This window comes from Photobacterium panuliri, from assembly GCF_059920555.1.
The window spans coordinates 1,554,979-1,573,830 of the sequence record NZ_CP197193.1 but is presented as its reverse complement, the minus strand read 5'-3'; the positions used below and the strand labels follow the sequence as shown (position 1 = coordinate 1,573,830).

General features: G+C 49.5%; 14 protein-coding genes. 8 read left to right on the top strand and 6 right to left on the bottom strand.

Annotated elements, in window-relative coordinates:
* Window positions 1–5: 5 nt before the first annotated feature.
* The 6 genes from ACSF8X_RS23180 to proV all read right to left on the bottom strand — a co-directional run bounded on the left by ACSF8X_RS23180 (window position 6) and on the right by proV (window position 8,114).
* Entirely contained in the window at window positions 6–275 is a 270-nt protein-coding gene (locus ACSF8X_RS23180; protein ID WP_500851645.1) for a hypothetical protein, read from the bottom strand.
* Window positions 276–558: 283 nt separating this feature from the next.
* Complete coding sequence (locus ACSF8X_RS23175) at window positions 559–4,113, bottom strand: hypothetical protein (protein WP_500851644.1); 3,555 nt, start codon at window positions 4,111–4,113, stop codon at window positions 559–561.
* A gap of 36 nt (window positions 4,114–4,149) precedes the next feature.
* Window positions 4,150–4,626, bottom strand: coding sequence for a MarR family winged helix-turn-helix transcriptional regulator (locus ACSF8X_RS23170; RefSeq protein ID WP_047879595.1), 477 nt, complete (start codon window positions 4,624–4,626; stop codon window positions 4,150–4,152).
* 147 nt (window positions 4,627–4,773) lie between these two features.
* Window positions 4,774–5,781: a glycine betaine/L-proline ABC transporter substrate-binding protein ProX gene (gene proX, locus ACSF8X_RS23165; RefSeq protein WP_047879594.1), complete on the bottom strand. Its 1,008-nt coding sequence runs from the start codon at window positions 5,779–5,781 to the stop codon at window positions 4,774–4,776.
* A gap of 50 nt (window positions 5,782–5,831) precedes the next feature.
* On the bottom strand, window positions 5,832–6,923 hold the full coding sequence (gene proW / locus ACSF8X_RS23160) for a glycine betaine/L-proline ABC transporter permease ProW (RefSeq protein WP_500851643.1): 1,092 nt from the start codon (window positions 6,921–6,923) through the stop codon (window positions 5,832–5,834).
* 3 nt (window positions 6,924–6,926) lie between these two features.
* Complete coding sequence (proV, locus tag ACSF8X_RS23155; RefSeq protein WP_047879618.1) at window positions 6,927–8,114, bottom strand: glycine betaine/L-proline ABC transporter ATP-binding protein ProV; 1,188 nt, start codon at window positions 8,112–8,114, stop codon at window positions 6,927–6,929.
* A gap of 409 nt (window positions 8,115–8,523) precedes the next feature.
* Between proV and ectA the strand changes: the two genes are divergently transcribed.
* From ectA to adiA, 8 genes are all read left to right on the top strand, one after another.
* Entirely contained in the window at window positions 8,524–9,078 is a 555-nt protein-coding gene (ectA, locus tag ACSF8X_RS23150) for a diaminobutyrate acetyltransferase (protein ID WP_047879592.1), read from the top strand.
* 26 nt (window positions 9,079–9,104) lie between these two features.
* Entirely contained in the window at window positions 9,105–10,370 is a 1,266-nt protein-coding gene (gene ectB / locus ACSF8X_RS23145; protein ID WP_047879591.1) for a diaminobutyrate--2-oxoglutarate transaminase, read from the top strand.
* A 10-nt stretch (window positions 10,371–10,380) separates the two neighbouring features.
* Complete coding sequence (locus ACSF8X_RS23140) at window positions 10,381–10,767, top strand: ectoine synthase (RefSeq protein WP_500851642.1); 387 nt, start codon at window positions 10,381–10,383, stop codon at window positions 10,765–10,767.
* A 120-nt stretch (window positions 10,768–10,887) separates the two neighbouring features.
* Window positions 10,888–12,309, top strand: coding sequence for an aspartate kinase (locus ACSF8X_RS23135; RefSeq protein WP_500851641.1), 1,422 nt, complete (start codon window positions 10,888–10,890; stop codon window positions 12,307–12,309).
* A gap of 302 nt (window positions 12,310–12,611) precedes the next feature.
* Entirely contained in the window at window positions 12,612–13,052 is a 441-nt protein-coding gene (locus ACSF8X_RS23130) for an ATP-dependent zinc protease family protein (protein WP_500852154.1), read from the top strand.
* On the top strand, window positions 13,052–13,957 hold the full coding sequence (gene rimK / locus ACSF8X_RS23125; protein WP_047879588.1) for a 30S ribosomal protein S6--L-glutamate ligase: 906 nt from the start codon (window positions 13,052–13,054) through the stop codon (window positions 13,955–13,957). The genes ACSF8X_RS23130 and rimK overlap by 1 nt, the downstream gene beginning before the upstream one ends.
* A gap of 836 nt (window positions 13,958–14,793) precedes the next feature.
* Complete coding sequence (gene potE / locus ACSF8X_RS23120) at window positions 14,794–16,116, top strand: putrescine-ornithine antiporter (RefSeq protein ID WP_047879587.1); 1,323 nt, start codon at window positions 14,794–14,796, stop codon at window positions 16,114–16,116.
* Between the two features lie 225 nt (window positions 16,117–16,341).
* Complete coding sequence (adiA, locus tag ACSF8X_RS23115; protein ID WP_500851640.1) at window positions 16,342–18,639, top strand: arginine decarboxylase; 2,298 nt, start codon at window positions 16,342–16,344, stop codon at window positions 18,637–18,639.
* The last annotated feature ends 213 nt before the right edge of the window (window positions 18,640–18,852 follow it).

The window sequence follows — 18,852 nt, the reverse complement described above, 5'->3', positions numbered from 1 at the left end:
AACCGTCAATATCCACCACAGGTTTTGGGGGGGGGCGGAGGGTCAACAGGCTCTTCAGCGGGAGGTTCAGACGATTCGGGAGGAGGTGTAGGGGAAGGCGATGGGACTTGCGGCTCTTCACCAGATCCCTCCTCCGTTTCAGTATTAGGCGGGGCAACGATTTCACTTTCGCTGGACTCGCCTGACAATACATCGGTTTCTTCAGCCGCGTCTTCACGGCAGGCACTTAGCGTTGCCAGCAAGGCAATTGCCAGCCAGTATCTAGAACTACTCATCAAACACTCCAACCTAGCCAATGATTGTATTTGTTTGTGGTTATTTATGGCGGTGTGCCCCTGTTATCAGGAACTCAATTTTTATATTTTCCACCGCAAAGCCCTATTGGACTCTCTCCAAGTAACCTCTATTTTCTTGGGTCTATTCCAAACATTAGTGGCCAGGGAAAATCTTGTTTCTGACAAGTGAGAGCTCTTTACGTAACGGCACGACTTCACACCAGAACAAATATAAAAAAAGCGCCGATCTCTCAGCGCTTTTTATCAACATTCTAGTAAGCTCTTATGGCAAGAACACCGCCAACTTATCTCTGACAGGTCGTGAACTCTCCCCGTCAAAAATAGCCAATAGCTCTTTGCCGTTTGGCTGGGCGGCCAAGATATCAACCAGCACCTCCCGCCGCTCGGGATAAAGAAACGACAGGCATTCCCGCAACTCGCCATTGGCCGCCAACTGAACAAAGAACGGCCCCAAACTGTCGCGGTAATGAATAATCGCCCAGAGCACGAGAAACTTGCGTTCTACCGGTAAGGCTAGCATTTTCTCCACTAGCCACCCACTTACCGCCGAGCGGTGATCCCGCTCATTGGCTTCGAGATAATCCATCAAGGTCCATTCACCGCTTCGGACCAACTCCGCCATGTAACCACACGTCGCATATTCGGCGATCACCTTGTAGCCTCGGTAGCTATGATTGCCCAGCAGTGTAAGTAAGCGCTGACGACGCTCCTCGTCAATACACCACAAAAAGTGGCCAATGCTGTAGTTGTAGCCGTAGTTGTCGAGCCCGGCCCTCAAGTTATCAGTAAGGTACGTATTGAACAACGGCCCAACTGAGTCATAGCTCATTTCGCCGGATAAATAGCCGAACACCGCCTGATGCAACTGCACTTCCCGTTCAGGCTGGGTAGGCAAACGCCCAATCGCATCAATAATCTCTTGGTGGTCGATACTTTCGTCTAGCAATACCAGAACCCCTGACAGACGGATATCCTCAGCTGTTGTTATCAAGTCTCGATCCGTCTTAATAACAACATTACGATTTCCCTGCCGCTGCATGACCGTCACCGGCACCCAGTCATATCCGTCACAGCGTGACCTACCGAGTTTATCAACCTCAGGGTGATAATTGATATCCAAGTGATACTGCTTTGGCAGATCCTCCACAAACCCTTTGAACAAACACGCTTTGCCCCAGCGCTGGGCCAATACCTCCTCCCACGAATTGGCATTGAGCGAAATAAAAATTCGCATCGCGCGGGCAAAATCATCCCCAAGATCGAAGACGTAATCAGGGTTATAGAGCGACGCGTGGAAGTGATAGTTAACCTTGTGGCACTCGTAAATATAATCCAGTCCGTCAACCAAGGCCTGCGCCCTGCGTTTATCAGCTTGGGCGAACATACTGGTACTGGTTGAATGAAGATCATCGACTAGCTCAACCAAAGCATGGTATTGCCGCTCTTTACTATAGAGAGTGCGGCACTGCTGCAGCTCGCAGGCCAGCGTGTAGGACTCGGCAATACCGTGGTATTTATTGAGCATTTCGTAAAACTCAATTTCCTCTAGCCGATTTGCAAATTTCAGCCCGCGTCCTTCATGGGAATAGACCTGGCTTATTTGACAAATAACCTTTACCGGCGCCATTGCCACCAGCAACTCCCACAATCGTTTTGCCTGCGTTGCTATCGGCAGCGGCAACTGCTTGAGCCAATAACAACACAGCACTACCCGCTGAAACTCATTGGCACAATAACTGAAAAAACGATAACAGTGCTGCTTTTCACTGATTGCAGGGAAACTCAACGTTGTTCGACAATGAACATCATCACGGTGCAAATGCCGATTGAGCAAATCCAATACTTCTTCTTGCGATAGCGTGGTCTGCTGGGCGGTAAAATAATCTTCAATCACAGCCACATCAGCACCGGACAACCCTTGGCTGTCACTTTCATCCGCAACCTCAGCCTGCCGCAGCATTAGCCGACACACCTTGGCAAAAAGATCCTGACTGATATAGGCCGCCAACCCCATCGTCTGCTCATCCCCCACCCGGGCAACATAATCACCATGGAGCAGGTAGGCCGCAAGGGTGCAGCTACCAAGATCAGGGGCACTATCCCATCGCGAGACCTCGTAGCATGCACGCTCAACAAACAGCTTATCAGCCTGCCTTAACAGGCGCTGGTCGACCTTTTTATCCATATCGGAAAAGTCACCCAGCACTGCCGCCAACTGCCGCTGCTGACGCTGGTTCAATGGCCTGTCGCACTCTCCTTGGTCCGGTGCATAGCGCTCCCAGAAAGCCTCTTCCGAGATTACCGCTCGGTATTCATCATTGCCGATCAGACATTCGCACGTTTCGTCAGACAATGGCTGCTTGCCAAGCAAATGATAGAACATATCAACAATCCGCAGCATCACCTGATCATAATACTCTCGACGCTCTTCTTCACCCTCGGCCCTCACACTGATCTGCGAGACGAAACCATCAGCCAACTCGGTTTCCTGCACCTCGCCGTCAACCAGCAAGCTCCTACCAACATGTTCCAGCACCTCATGGAGGTTTTCTCGCAGGCAATCATTGCTGCCGTAGTTCCAACAGGCCTCATCCAGCACATCATTCAAGGTGAGCGCATGGGACTTTGCCTGCTGCCAAATATTCACCCCACCAAGCTTCTCCAATACCTCGCTGGCACGGCCAGTGTAGATATACCCGGACATTTCCGTGCCAAACGGCAGGCTGGCAACGAACTCGTTGATCATATTGATCCCGCCATTATGGCGATAAAGGGCTGCCTGTCTCTGCTCATAAGCTTCATGTCGGGCATTCTTTTGAAACACACTGCCCGCATAGGCAACCAGCGGCGTCTCTATACTTGCACGCAGTTCCCGCTCTAAATCCAGAGCTTCATTTTCCAACGAATCGACAATGAATGTGCGGGCTAGTAACCCTTCACGGTGGCGCGGTTCGTACCGGCACAGGCACAATTCGGCAAACAATGTTTCATAGATAAAGCGTACCGGCTGCATATCCTCAAGCGAATCTTCTTCGCCATAACGGGCAAGCATTGGTTGTGCGGCAAAACGCTCGGCAACCAGCGCCTTGAAACGCGGGTAGCGCTCAGGATTCTGCTGCAAGAAATCCCCTAATGGCTGATAGGACGACTCACGTCTATCAAAACTCATACCATAGAAGGCGAAACGAAATTCAGGACTGTCACACCAGACAAACGCCCTCATCATCGCATCTGACCAGCCATGCTCTTCCACCAAAGAAGAGAACATCAACTCGTACCCCGTTGCATGTTCATCGTCCCAGTAAGGAATAAAGAACTGAGCCAAATACACGGCATCATTAGGATCGAGGCGGGCCATAATATAGAGAGCCTCGGCACCGAATACTCGCATATCATCGACCCACATCGCCGAGGTGTCATTATAAAAGCGGGAGTAATCGACCATCGCCTGTGCCGTATCGCGCACAACCGACTTTAGCCCGTCATATTCAAGCGCAATCGCGAAGAAAATCGCTTCGGAGATATAAAGATCTCGCGCCTCGCTGGTCACGTCAGAGATGTCAAATCCCCCGTCGGGAGTACGATTAAGTGCGTCAACGATCAACTCGGCATATTTACTGTCGGTGATTTGGAGGTAACGGGATTCGCCTTCGCTAATATCCATAAATGCCACATTGAACTGCAGCATATAGCATCCCGTATCTATGAATGCCTGACGGGTACGGAGCAAATCCTGGTAGCGTATAAGGGCGGAGGCAATGCTTGACTCTTGGGTGCGATCAAAAGTGACAATGGTTGTCTTCTGAAATTCGTTCATCGATATCTTTTTGTTTTAACTATTATTTCGATGAACTTACTTGTTATTGACCCCGTTATCAACATCTAGTAGTGGCGGCTCGGCCATTCCATGGGCATTCATCATCATAGAGACCCGCTGAACAGTCGCCAAAATTTGTGTTTGCTCCCACTCATTAAGCGAGCTGAACGATTCGATAAACGTCGCCTGCAACGGCAAGGGGGCAGTCTCGACTGTCTGCTTGCCCTTTTCTGTCAATACGGCGTGAACAATCCGCCGATCCTTGGTACTTCGTACCCGTTCCACCAATTGACGGGCAACCAACCGATCGATAACACTGGTTGCTGTCGCCTGGCTGATATTCGTCGTGGCTGACAACTGCTTAATTGTCACCTCACCAGAATCACGGATCGCCCTTAACATAATCAACTGCGGGCCCGTAAGGCCAAGTTCTTTGTTGAGTTTTTTCGAATGCAAATCAATCGCCCGAATGATCTGGCGAATGGCGACCAACACCTCTTCATGCGTATCCAATCAAGGTTCCCTCTCAATATGTAAAAATATACCCAAGCAACTTCGTGATACCGCTTCAGCACAGCCTGAACCTTGCATCTCGAGGCAACTTGGGTATAGGCAGCAACATCTATGTACCTGCCTAATAGCGTAACGATAGCTTATTGATTACAAAGCCGCTTTCTTGGCTTCGGCAATCCACGCGTCGAACTGCTTCTGATTGGCCTTGATCCAAGCATTGGCATGCGCTTCGATATCAGCCGACGAATTCTTGCCCTTGCTCATCATCATATTCTGAGCACTGACATCATTAATGTTGAGAGTCATCACCTCGAACAGCTTGGCAGCCGCCGGGTTGGCTTCGGCAAACGCCTTGTTGGCAATGATCCGCATCGAGTTCATCTCAAAACCGTAATTCTTGCCGTTCGGCAGCGTCGTATCGACACTCTTACGCTCGCCGGGCAAAGCCGAGAACGGCACTTCCAGCCAAACCACATCATCACCGGGAACCAGCACGCCACTCACCCAATATGGCGTCCACGTGTAATACAAGATTGGATCGCCTTTTTTGTAGCGGGAAATAGTATCAGCAATGATGGCCGCATAATTACCCTGATTGTGCGCAACCGTATCGCGCAGCTTGAATGCCGATAGCTGCTCTTCGATAACCAACTCGCACCCCCAGCCAGGGTTGCACCCCGTCAGGTCAGCTTTACCATCACCATCGGCATCAAACAGTTTGGCCAGCTTCGGATCCTTCAACTGGCCGATATTGGTGATGCCATATTGCTCGGCGGTTTTCTTGTCAATCAAATATCCCTGGGCAGCCCCTGAGATATAGTTCCCCTTACGGTAAAACTTCTCGTCCCCGCCAGCCATGGTGTACTTGTCGGCATGAAGCGGAAACCAGCCTACAGTCAGATACGTGGCATCACCTTCGGCAATGGAGGTATAACCCACGTTGTAGTCCACCTCCTTGGTGGGTTTGACATTGTAGCCCAGCGCTTCCATCGCTTTGTTGACGATCAGGGTCTGGAACGTTTCTTCGGCCACCGTCGACTGCACCGGCTGTACCGTGATGTCCTTACCCGGCAGTGCTTGCGCCCAAGCGGCTCCTGACAACGCCGCAGATACCGCAGCAGCAGTCACAAAGTTGGTCTTCCATGAATTAGGCATAGATGCTCTCCTTCGATATTGATTCAGTCATTACACAGTGCATTGCATTTTCAACCGTCACTCTTCACCTGCTCGGCAAACGGCTTGGTTTTCTTTCCTTGCACTCGACGGCGGACAAAAAAGCCAACAGGTCCACTCATGTACCAACGCAGTTGGGTATTTCGGGCATTCTCGCCAATAGTCTGGGTAATACGGTCGAGCAAAATAGCCAAGATCACGATACCCAGACCACCAACTGCCGCCAGCCCCATATCCAACCGGCCAATACCACGCAAAACCATCTGCCCCAAGCCACCAACAGCGATCATCGAGGCAATCACCACCATCGAAAGAGACAGCATCAGGGTCTGGTTAACGCCAGCCATAATGGTTGGCATCGCCAACGGTAGCTGAATGCGGTAGAGCATCTGCTTCGGATTGGCACCAAACGAATGGCCCGCCTCAATAAGCTCGGACGGCACCTGCTGAATACCCAAAATCGTTAACCGCACAACGGGCGGTAAGGCAAAGATAATTGTCACCACCACACCCGGTACATTGCCAATACCAAACAGCATCACGATAGGCACAAGATAGACAAACGCTGGGGTTGTCTGCATCGCATCAAGCATCGGCCGGACAATACGGGCGGCGGTGTCACTCCTCGCCAGCCAGATCCCCATCGGCAGCCCGATCAGCAAACAGAAAAAAACCGATGTCATAACCAGCGCAAGCGTGGTCATGGCTTGGCTCCACGCACCGATCAGGCCGATAACTATCAATGACACCAGTGTTGTTGCCCCCAACGTCAAACCGGCAAACTGCCAGACCAGCAGGAACATCAACACCAACATCAACGGGGCCGGAGTCAAAACCAAAGCGGCCTCAAAGGTCGACAGAATAAAGTCAACCGGTACCCTGATAGCCTGAAATACAGGTCTGCCGTACTCAACCAGCCATGACAATGCAGTTTCAACCCACTGATCAAAAGGCAAAACGGCATCCTTGAACGGATCAAGCCAATCAAATGGCGGTGCTTCAATTTCAGCATCATTGAGCCATTCTGAGCCTGCGGGGGCGTCCGATGCTGTAGCCCACGGGTCTGAAGCAGGCGTACTGCTCTGCGACCACGGATCGGTACTATCACTCATTTCCTTCGACATGTACTATTCCCTGTCCAGAGTTTGCAATAAACGTGATTTAGTGATCACCCCATGATAATTAAGCGCCCCATCCACGACAGGCACGGCATAGGGAACGCTGGCCACTTGGCCTATCAATTCACTAATCGGCAAATCGGGTTCGACCGAAATCGTATCCGCCAACTGCGCACTCGCCAGCGAGCGATGCTCTTCATGGGCACATTTCAACGACTCCAGCGACACGATGCCCGAATACTTGTTCGCCTTATCGACGACAACCCCATACTCGCGATCGTTATCTATCAGCAACTGCAATGCTGAAGCGGGGCCATCGTGATCGGACTTCTTGAAAACGGCGACGGGTTTCTTACGGGCTATATCTTTGGCACTCAACACGGTGGCGACATTGACGCCACGGAAGAAGGAACGGACATATTCGTTGGCCGGTTGGTGAAGAATTTGATCCGGGGTGCCAACCTGCACCACCGCACCGTCTTGCATAATGGCGATCCGATCGCCGATCCGCATCGCCTCATCCAAATCATGGGAGATAAACACAACCGTGCGCTTGTCATCGTTTTGCAAACGAATAAGCTCGTCTTGCATCTCAGTGCGGATCAAGGGATCGAGAGCAGAAAACGCTTCGTCCATTAGCAAAATATCCGGATCACAAGCCAATGCCCGGGCAAGGCCGACACGTTGCTTCATCCCCCCTGATAGTTCATCGGGGTAAGAATCACAGTGGGTCTCCAATCCGACACGTTCAAGGGCACGGTAGGCTCGCAGGTTACGCTTATCAAGCTCAATACCGGCCAGCTCCAAACCAAACGCCGTATTTTCAATGACAGTCATATGCGGCATCAACGCAAAGTTCTGAAACACCATAGAAATACTGTTTCGGCGAACATCCCGCAGCTCCTCCTCAGAGATATGGGCAATATCACGACCGTTAAGCAAAACCTTCCCCTTGGTCGGCTCAATCAGGCGATTGAGCAAGCGAACCAATGTCGATTTGCCGGATCCGGATAGCCCCATGATCACGAAAATTTCCCCCTCCTCAATCGAGAGCGAAACATCATGCACACCGACGGTCAAACCGGTTTGTTCAAAAATCTGTTTCTTATCGACACCCTTGCCAATCAACGTAAAAGCCTGTTCTGGTTTTTCCCCGAAGACTTTGTAAAGGTGCTGTACTTCTAAAATAGTGGCCATTTGAAACATCCCTGCCATCAAAACAACAACACTTTCGTTACATCAAACAACGAATAGAACCCTAATCAATTAACCACAACAAATCAACAGCAAAGCAATAAAAACAAACAGCGCAATAACAATAAGATGCTGAATTTTATGAAAAATAAATAAAACCAAATAAAATATTATTTGTTTAGATATCTAATAATATGGAAAATTTTAATTTTCCACCTCACGAAAAGAGTCAACTCACACCACTGCCAACAAGATTACAACTCTAAACGATACGATTATCAAAAACTGTAATAGTGCAGTTAATGATGTGCGTAATATCAAATAGAAAGAAACAAAGATCACAGAATGGCCTTGAAAGTTGGACTGGGTCATGTATTCTAAAAAAGGAAATTGATTAGAGTTCTAAGGGATTATGAGAGATACTTTACTAACTAGTGCTTCGTGGGCGATATACCCGGAGATCTTGGGCAAGGACAATGAAAACTGGGCGTTTCGCAGCCCTACTATTTCAGATGGCGATCAGATCCATGCACTGATTGCAAGTTGCCCACCGCTCGATACCAATTCTGCTTATTGTAACTTCCTGCAATCCTCCCACTTTAACGAAACCTGTATCTTGGCCACCTGTGACGACACCATTGCGGGTTTCATTTCTGGCTACCTCAAACCAGGCTGTGATGGCGAACTGTTCATTTGGCAGGTTGCCGTTAGTCCGGCATATCGAGGCAAGGGCCTAGCGTACAGCATGCTTCAGGCACTATTGCGCCGTCCGGGACTGGATCATGTCACCACCATAGAAACAACTATCACAAAAAATAACCACGGTTCATGGCGTCTGTTTAAGAAGCTCGCAAGGGAAAACGGTAGCAAAGGGGCTGTCACCACTTTCCTTGACGAAAAACAACACTTTAAGGGAAAACACGACACCGAATTTTTGTACCGTATTCCGCTCAATACAGAGCAATAACCAATTAGGAACTTAATGGCATACTCATGAGTATTTTCAAGAAGCAAGAATCCAATGTACGTTCTTACTGCAACAGCTTTCCCGTAATATTCCGGCATGCCAAGGGCTGCTGGCTTGAGACCGACCAAGGCGAACGCTACATTGATTTCCTCGCTGGCGCAGGATCGCTGAACTACGGGCATAACAACCCGATCTTAAAACACGCACTGCTTGAATATATTGCACAAGATGGCATTACCCACGGCCTGGATATGCACACTGACGCCAAGGCACATTTCCTGTCAGTATTGTCTAATCATATCCTCGAGCCTAGAAGGCTTGACTACAAAGTGCAGTTTACCGGCCCAACAGGCACCAATGCCGTGGAGGCCGCCATTAAACTGGCACGCAAAGTCACTGGCCGCAGCAACATCGTGACATTTACTAATGGCTTCCACGGCTGTACGCTCGGCGCCCTTGCCGCAACAGGCAACCAGCATCACCGCGGTGGTGCGGGTATTCCACTGGCAGGTGTATCGCGATTACCGTATGAAGGCTATGCCGATATCGACGGGCTGGCTTTGTTCGAAACCATGTTAGTCGACAATTCAAGTGGCCTTGACCACCCTGCCGCGGTCTTGCTCGAAACAGTCCAGGGCGAAGGCGGCCTGAATGTCGCCTCTAACGAATGGCTGCAGCGCCTGAGCAAAATCTGTAAAAAACACGGTATTCTGGTGATTGTCGATGATATCCAAGCGGGGTGCGGGCGTACCGGCACATTCTTCAGCTTCGAGCCATCGGGCATCCAGCCAGATATCGTCACACTGTCTAAATCCATCGGCGGCTATGGCTTGCCTATGGCACTGGTTCTACTAAAACCCGAGCTGGATAAATGGCTTCCCGGCGAGCACAACGGTACATTCCGGGGCAATAACCACGCTTTCGTCACCGCCGCCAAAGCCATTGAAGCATACTGGGCCAACGATGACTTCAGTCGTCATATCCAAGCGCGTAGCCTGCAAGTCAGCCGTACCATCCAACGCTTGCTTAAGCAGCATCCTGAGCTGTTTGTTCAAGGCAAAGGCCGTGGCATGATGCAAGGCATCGAATGCAAAAACAGCAACGATGCAGGCGAGATTGCCAAACTCTGCTTCGAGCGGGGCATGATCATCGAAACGGCCGGCCCGAACGATGAAATCCTCAAGTTCTTCTGCCCGCTCACCATCAGCGAATCAGAACTCGAGCAGGGTCTGCATATCTTCGAGCATGCCGTTGAGGCCTACTCGGCAACCGTAACCCAAAAAGCATCTTAAGGACGAAAAGATGATCGTAAGAACATTCGACGAATGTAAAAACAGTGAACGCCGCGTGGTATCGGACAACTGGGAAAGTGTCCGCATGTTACTCAAAGACGACAATATGGGATTTTCTTTCCATATCACCACGATTTATCAAGGTACCGACACCCATATTCACTACCAAAACCACTTGGAGTCGGTGTACTGCATGTCGGGAGAAGGTGAAATAGAAGTCGTAGATGGCAAAACCTATCCCATCAAACCGGGGACCCTCTATATTCTCGACAAACACGATGAGCACTTCCTACGCGCTTACGAAGGTGCAGATATGGTGATGGCCTGTGTGTTCAACCCACCCATCACCGGGGCGGAAGTTCATGATGAAAATGGCGTCTACCCGCTAGTAGACTGATCCCACCCTGCATGTCATTCCCCCATTGCCCCGTGACCACGCGGGGCAATTTAACCAAGGCTCATAACTACTCGCCTCACAGGATAAGGCAAGTAGACACGTACAGAAAAAGGATTTCCCATGACCTATACCGTTGAAAAAATCGGCGGCACATCGATGTCTGCGTTTGACGACGTATTGGACAATATTCTGCTGCGCCCAGAAAATCCCTACAATCGGGCGTTTATCGTTTCAGCCTACGGCGGCGTTACCGACCAGCTGCTAGAATGCAAACGCTCTGGCAAACCCGGTATCTACCAGTTTATCGCCAAGCGTGACGAACAGTGGCTAACCGCAATGGCCGAGCTCAAGCAGCGCTTGCTCCTGATCAATGAAACCTTGTTTGCCGATCCGCTCAACCGTCGCCGCGCCGATAAATTTATCAGCGGCCGCATCGACGGGGCCACCGAATGTATTCAAAATATCCTCGAAACCTGCCGCTACGGCCAGTTCTCACTGCGTCACTACCTACCGCAAATCCGCGAGTTCCTCTCAGCGATCGGCGAAACCCATAGCGCCTTCAACACCGTGCTCAAACTCAAAACCCTCGGGATCAATGCGACCTTTGTTGATCTTTCCGGCTGGGACAATCAAGCCAGCGGATCGCTGGATACCGTCATTCAGCAGGCTTTTGCCAATATTGATGTCAGCAAAGAGCTCCCCATTGTGACTGGCTACGCCTATTGCGACGAAGGGCTAATGAAGACCTATGATCGCGGCTACAGTGAAATGACATTCAGCCGAGTTGCCTGCCTAACCAAGGCCGACCAAGCCATTATCCACAAAGAGTTCCACCTCAGCTCGGCCGATCCTCGCTTAGTTGGCGCAGACAACGTCAAGCCTATCGGCACCACCAATTTCGATGTCGCGGACCAGCTTGCCAACCTCGGCATGGAGGCCATTCACCCCAATGCCGCCTCAGGGCTACGAGAAAACAACATAGAGCTGTGCATCAAAAATACCTTCGAACCGGAACATCCCGGTACCTTGATCGCCCAGCACTATGCGCCCGAACACGAGAAGATCGAAATTATCGCCGGTAAGAGCAAGGTATTTGCCCTGCATATCTTCGATCAGGCCATGGTCGGGCAGGTTGATAACGTCAGCTTCGACATCATGGAAATCATTGCCGATGCCAGAGTGAAACTCACCGGCAAAGAGATGAACGCCAACTCGATTACCTATTACCTCAGTGGCTCGACAGACAACCTCAACAAGGTTTTATACAAAGCCGAGAAGTCCTACCCCAAGGCGACCATTACCGGCCGAATGGTGGCGCTTATTTCAGTGATTGGCGCCCTGTTCAATACCAACTCGGCGCTGAGCCAAGGCGTACTGGCCCTGATGGACAACGGTATTACCCCGATTGCCTGCCATTCGTCCATGCGTAACGTCAATGTACAATTTGTGGTAAACGACGAAAGCTACCAAGCCGCAATCCGTGCCTTGCATCAAACCTTCTTCGAGAAGAGCAACACCACCAGCCGTACTTGCGCAGCCTGACTAATCCCCAAAACAGACCAGGCAATGACACTGTTGCCTGGCATTCCTGCTTTTGTGATGAGCTCTAATATTCGCACTAACCATCAGTCTCGCTAACCACACAACGTTCAGAAAGCTAAGAGCCTGTAATTACATTAAAAAAATAACAATACATTGCCGTACCAAGACACAGACTATCTTGTACCACTTTTTAATCACCCAAAAATCTTACGCTATACTTTCACTTCTAACGATTTCCTCAACACCAATACAGGTTGCTCATTCATCCATACCCGGTATTTCAACAAGAAAGGTATATGACAATGACGAACAAAATGGTGGTTGGTTGGCGAGAAACCCTCAGCTTGCCGAGCTTGGGCATCGACACCATCAATGCCAAAGTTGACACCGGTGCCCGCACCTCCTCGCTGCACGCATTCAAATATGAAGAGTTTCGTAAGAACAACACAGCATGGCTGCGCTTTTGGCTGCATCCTCTGCAGGACAATACCGATTTCATCCAAACCTGCGAAGCAGAGATCGTCGATAGGCGTGCGGTGAAAAACTCCGGCGGTATTCCGGAGACCCGCTACGTTATCAAGGCAGACATGACGCTCGGCGGGCAAACCTGGCCGATCGAAATCACCATCGCCAACCGTGACAACATGGCTTATAGAATGCTTCTTGGCCGTACTGCCATGCACGGACGGATCATCGTCGATCCCGAACAATCTTTTTTAATCGCAAGCAAAGGAAGCGAATAATGAAAATAGGCATCCTGTCACGTAACGCCAACCTTTATTCCACCCGCCGGCTGATAGAAGCCAGCGAGGCCAGAGGGCATGAAGTCAAGGTGATCGACGCGCTGCGTTGCTATATGAACATCAATTCTGAAAAGCCGCAAATCCACTTTCAAGGGGAAGAGCTATCCGATTTCGATGCCATTATTCCCCGTATCGGCGCCTCAGTAACCTTCTACGGCACAGCTGTTCTGCGTCAGTTCGAGATGATGGGGGTTTATCCGGTCAACGAATCGGTCGCCATCACCCGCTCTCGTGACAAACTCCGCTCGATGCAACTACTCTCGCGCAAAGGGGTCGGCATGCCCATTACCGGTTTCGCCAGCAAGCCCGGAGACACCAAGGACTTACTACACATGGTTGGCGGGGCTCCTGTCGTAATCAAATTGCTAGAAGGCACACAGGGGATCGGGGTGGTACTGGCCGAAACCCAGAAAGCGGCCGAAAGTGTGATTGAAGCCTTCATGGGGCTCAAAGCCAACATCATGGTTCAGGAGTTCATCAAGGAAGCCGGCGGGGCCGATATACGCTGCTTTGTTATCGGCGACAAGGTCATTGCCGCCATGAAACGCCAAGGGGCTGAGGGGGAATTTCGCTCCAACTTGCACCGAGGCGGCAGTGCTTCTTTAGTAAAAATATCCCCGCAAGAAAGGCGTACCGCCATCGCGGCATCGAAGATCATGGGGCTCAATGTGGCAGGGGTAGACCTGCTGCGATCCGAACGGGGACCGCTGGTCATGGAAGTCAACTCCTCGCCGGGTCTTGAAGGCATAGAAACCGCCACCGGCAAAGATGTTGCCGGCATGATTGTCGAATTCATTGAGAAGAATGCCGCCAGTAAGCGAACCAAGACTCGCGGCCAGGGCTAGGGTGTGCCCGTTACTGGCGTAACGGGCAAAACCATACGCCCACCTCGACATACCTAAAGAGCATGCGCGGTTCCTATATCGCCCAAAATGAACATATCACCCAGCAAATGCTCACCTTCTATTCAGATCATTAGCGCCAATACTATGCACAATTCTATGCACGCCTTTCCTTTGGCGGTTAAAAAACAGGCAAAAACAAGCCCATTCAACGCACTTTTTTGCCTGCAACCTCTATCAGCAACCATTTTTTCGTCGCTCACACGAAAAAAAACGCATAAATCGTGAAAAAAAATTAGACATTTATCTGCGAGATAAATGCATAAGTATCTCGCACTATTCAAGCACGAAAACGTTGCACTTCACGGTTTGCCAAGCCCATTTACCGCCACTTTATCACGCTAAGTATTTGATAGTATGAAATGTGTGACCAAGATCACACGGAGTAAACAGGGTTAATTTATACCTACAGGGTATTTGTATAACAAAAGGAATGATTATTTATTTTTCCTCTATTCGCCCTGATTTGTGCAATGAGTGATTCCATTTTTAGTGTTTTTTCATTTCAAATTTGAATTAATATAGCCGCCATCGCTTCGGAACTTCTTTTCCAAACGACATCAAAAATAATTAATGAATAGAGTCTTAATAACGTATGACTATTTGTTAATGGATAAACTGCCACAAGAACATATTAGCTATTATTGATTTCTAAATAATATTTAAATTCTGATCTTTATCGACAGTTCACCAAGGAACCGGTTATTCAATTAAGAATAAACTTATATTCTTAATTGAATAAGAAGTTATTCTTTCGCATCTGAATTGAGGGTAAATATATGTCTTCCGATGCAAGTAGTAAAAAAATGGGATTAGTCGGCTTAACCGTTTTGGTTGCCGTTAACATGATGGGCTCGGGTATTATTATGCTACCCGCTAGTTTGGCCCAAGTCGGAACAATATCATTATTATCATGGGTCGTAACTGCGCTGGGCGCAATGTGTATTGCTTATACCTTTGCTAAATGCGGTGCTTTTTGTAAACGCTCTGGCGGCATGTCCGCTTATTCAGAAGAAGCTCACGGTAAATCATCCTTTTTCATTGCCTCTTACACATACTACGTATGTTTGGTAATTAGCTGTGTAGCCATTGCCGTTTCGGCTGTTGGTTATATCAAACCTTTCTTTCCGTGGCTTGATACACCGATGCACACCTTCTACGGTGTTGTTTCCATCCTTGTCTTGACGATGGTTGCCAACATCGGCGGTCCTAAGATTACCGGCCAGATCTCATCGGTTACGGTATGGGGTATTATCCTACCCGTTCTAGGCCTATCCGTACTTGGCTGGTGGTGGTTCGATCCACAAACTTTCATGGCAGCATGGAACCCGCACCACGATACGACAATGCACTCAGTATCAGCTGGTATAGCATTGACTTTATGGGCATTTTTGGGAATTGAGTCTGCTGGTGCTAACTCCGATGCAGTAGAAAACCCAGAGCGCAACGTACCGCTAGCCGTACTGTTCGGCACAGGTTTCGCGGCCGTGGTTTACATTCTGTCTACCACTGTAATTCAGGGTATTATCCCTAACGCCGAACTGGCTAACTCAACCGCCCCATTTGGCCTAGTGTTCAGCCACATGTTCAACCCAACTGTCGGTAATATCGTAACACTAGCAGCCGTAATCGCTTGTATTGGTTCGCTATTAGGCTGGCAGTTCACTAACTCACAAGTATCGAAAGCGGCTGCTGAATCAAATCTGTTCCCTCAGATTTTTGCAAAAACCAACAAATACGGCGCACCCGTTGCTGGTATGGCCATTATGCTTGTGGCCGAGCTACTGCTGGCTATGATGACTATCTCGCCTAACTTGGTTAATCAGTTCAACGCACTCTTGAACTTGGCGGTATTCGTGAACATGGTTCCTTATATTCTGTCTATGACTGGCCTTGAAGTCATGTTGCGTAAAAATAAAGTCAGCCCATCTCAATATAAACTGGGTGCAACAGTAGGTACTTTGGGTGTTGTTTACAGTATTTACGGTGTGTACGCCTGTGGTGCAGATGCAGTATTCGGCGGTACTATCCTGACTCTATTTGGTTATATCTTCTATGGCTTTATTGCGGCACGAGATGTAAACAAAGAAGCAGAAGCATAATTGATAAGTAAATTTAGCCAACATTATCTCTTGTTAATCTAGAAACTATTATTTAGTCCTATACAAAATAAGTCGGGTTATTTATTGAGGGTAATAAAATAAATAACCCGCAACAAAATTACGTTAACACACTGCCTGGTCTCTTAAATGTAATTATTAAGACCATCCAAGTTGACGCTGAAATTAACCTAGCACAACCTGCATAAGATTTATTAGGTAATTATTATGAGCAACAACTTCAGCAAAATGCGCACTCTGGTTGTAGAGCCGCAAAGCATCGATGCGAGCAGCTATGCCGGTCGTACAACACGTACCCTTATCGATGAGTTAACTGACCGTTCAATTGAAATTATCTCAGCAACGTCATACGAAGATGCAAAAGCTGTGATTATGGCGACTCAAATTGACAGCCTGGTTTTGACCCTAGACAAATCTGAAGAGCAAATCCTTCAGTCCAATGACGAAATCGAGCTTCTAACCAGCCTGCAAGACCGCCAGCCAGAAGTACCTGTATTCCTGCTAGCCGAACGCGAACGCACATCCATCCTTGCCAACCGCAAACTGATGGAACGTGTTGACGAATGTTACTCCGTACTGGAAGACACCGCTGATTTCGTTGCCGGCCGTATTGTTGCCGCGATGAAACGCTACCGCGAACAAGTTCTGCCGCCGCTAATGAAAGCCATGATGCAGTACAACGACGTTCATGAATATTCATGGTCAGCACCTGGCCACCAAGGCGGTATCGGTTTTACCAAAACACCAGCAGGCAACCAGTTCTACCAGTTCTACGGCGAAAACCTGTTCCGCTCAGATATGGGTATTGAACGTGCCTCGCTAGGCTCCCTGCTTGACCACACCGGCGCATTCAAAGACAGCGAAACTGAAGCTGCCAAGATCTTCGGCGCTCACCAGTCATACTCAGGTATTGTCGGTACCTCTGGTTCTAACCGTACTATCATGCAGGCGTGTCTGAAAGACGATGATATCGCCATCATCGACCGTAACTGCCACAAATCAATCGAGCAAGGCCTGATCCTGACCGGTGCCCGCCCTGTTTACATGACACCAAGCCGCAACTGCTACGGCATTATCGGCCCAATCAGCAAATCAACCATGGCAGCCGCGTCTATCGAACAGCGCATTGCCGAAGGCAAGCTGACCAAAGACTTTGCTGGCAAATCACCTCGCTACGCCGTTGTGACCAACTGTACCTACGACGGTATGTGCTACAACTCAGAACACGCAGAATCACTGCTTTCCGAAAGCTCAAACCGCATCCACATGGATGAAGCATGGTTCGGTTACGCTCGCTTCAACCCGATTTACAAAGGACACTACGCAATGCGCGGTGACGCCTCTGACCACCAAGGCCCAACCGTATTTGCAACGCACTCAACACACAAGCTCCTGAACGCACTGTCTCAGGCATCTTACATCCACGTCCGCAACGGTGAAGACGCTATCGACTTCGACCGCTTCAACCAAGCGTACATGATGCACACCTCAACATCGCCGCTATATGCGATCTGTGCATCTAACGACGTAGCTGCCAATATGATGAAAGGCCAGAGCGGCCTGTCCCTGACCAGCGAAGTGATCCGCGAGGCTGTTATCTTCCGCCAAAACGTTCGTAAGCTGTTCAACGACTACACAACCGACGGTGACTGGTTCTTCAAGCCGTGGAACGCGGAAATCGTTACCGAAACCAACGGCGAGAAAGTGAAGTTCGAAAACGCCTCTGTTGAATCGCTAATGACCGTACAGGACAACTGGAAGCTACACCCTGGCGACCAGTGGCACGGCTTCGACCATGTCGACGACAACTGGTGTATGCTTGACCCAATCAAAGTCAGCCTGCTAACTCCAGGCCTAGACGACAAAGGTCAGTTCCTTGACAAAGGCGTACCTGCGGCGCTAGTAAGTGCCTACCTTGGCCGTTTCGGTATCGTTCCGACCCGTACCACTGACTTCCAGGTAATGTTCCTGTTCTCAATGGGTATCACCAAAGGTAAGCGCGATACACTGGTTAACACCCTGCTATCGTTCAAGCGTCACTACGATGCCAATGCTTCTTTGGAAACCATCCTGCCTGAATTGGTAGAGAGCGCTCCGGAAGTTTACAAAGGCCTAGGCCTGCGTGACCTTGGTGACCGTATGTTCCAATACCTTGTTCGTCACAACCCTGCTCAGGTATTGAACGAAGCGTACTCAAGCCTACCGGAAATCGAGTTGAAACCTCGTACAGCCTACCAGCACATTGTTGCCGGTGACGTAGAGATGGTTGCCTCGGATAAGCTTGAAGGCCGCGTTGCAGCGCACTCTGTGATCCCTTACCCACCAGGCATCCCAATGCTAATGGGCGGTGAGAACTTCGGTAGCGAAAACAGTGCCCAGATCAAGTACCTGAAAGCACTGGAAGCATGGGATGACGAATTCCCTGGCTTCGAACACGAAACCGAAGGGGCTGAGAAAGAAGGCGGTAAATACCACGTTCTTTGTATCAAAGAGTCTGCCCTGTAAGGACGACTGCTCCCCGCTTTCGGCGGGGAGCCTGACCTAACGATGATCTAATCTCTCTTAAACCCCTTGGGGTTATTGTATTTCCACTATCTTTGTTGTCGGCATGCTAAATGAAATTGGGTATACGTACCGATTACCTTCACCAGTCATGTAGCTTCACACGCCTCACCCCTCTCCGGGTGAGGTTTTTTTTTGCCTTTTTCTCGGCTCAAC

Excerpts from the sequence above, each read along its gene's own strand:
- ACSF8X_RS23180 (WP_500851645.1), bottom strand. The coding sequence starts at position 275 with ATGAGTAGTTCTAGATACTGGCTGGCAATTGCCTTGCTGGCAACGCTA.
- ACSF8X_RS23175 (WP_500851644.1), bottom strand. The coding sequence starts at position 4,113 with ATGAACGAATTTCAGAAGACAACCATTGTCACTTTTGATCGCACCCAA.
- proX (WP_047879594.1), bottom strand. The coding sequence starts at position 5,781 with ATGCCTAATTCATGGAAGACCAACTTTGTGACTGCTGCTGCGGTATCT.
- proW (WP_500851643.1), bottom strand. The coding sequence starts at position 6,923 with ATGTCGAAGGAAATGAGTGATAGTACCGATCCGTGGTCGCAGAGCAGT.
- proV (WP_047879618.1), bottom strand. The coding sequence starts at position 8,114 with ATGGCCACTATTTTAGAAGTACAGCACCTTTACAAAGTCTTCGGGGAA.
- ectA (WP_047879592.1), top strand. The coding sequence starts at position 8,524 with ATGAGAGATACTTTACTAACTAGTGCTTCGTGGGCGATATACCCGGAG.
- ectB (WP_047879591.1), top strand. The coding sequence starts at position 9,105 with ATGAGTATTTTCAAGAAGCAAGAATCCAATGTACGTTCTTACTGCAAC.
- ACSF8X_RS23140 (WP_500851642.1), top strand. The coding sequence starts at position 10,381 with ATGATCGTAAGAACATTCGACGAATGTAAAAACAGTGAACGCCGCGTG.
- ACSF8X_RS23135 (WP_500851641.1), top strand. The coding sequence starts at position 10,888 with ATGACCTATACCGTTGAAAAAATCGGCGGCACATCGATGTCTGCGTTT.
- ACSF8X_RS23130 (WP_500852154.1), top strand. The coding sequence starts at position 12,612 with ATGACGAACAAAATGGTGGTTGGTTGGCGAGAAACCCTCAGCTTGCCG.
- rimK (WP_047879588.1), top strand. The coding sequence starts at position 13,052 with ATGAAAATAGGCATCCTGTCACGTAACGCCAACCTTTATTCCACCCGC.
- potE (WP_047879587.1), top strand. The coding sequence starts at position 14,794 with ATGTCTTCCGATGCAAGTAGTAAAAAAATGGGATTAGTCGGCTTAACC.
- adiA (WP_500851640.1), top strand. The coding sequence starts at position 16,342 with ATGAGCAACAACTTCAGCAAAATGCGCACTCTGGTTGTAGAGCCGCAA.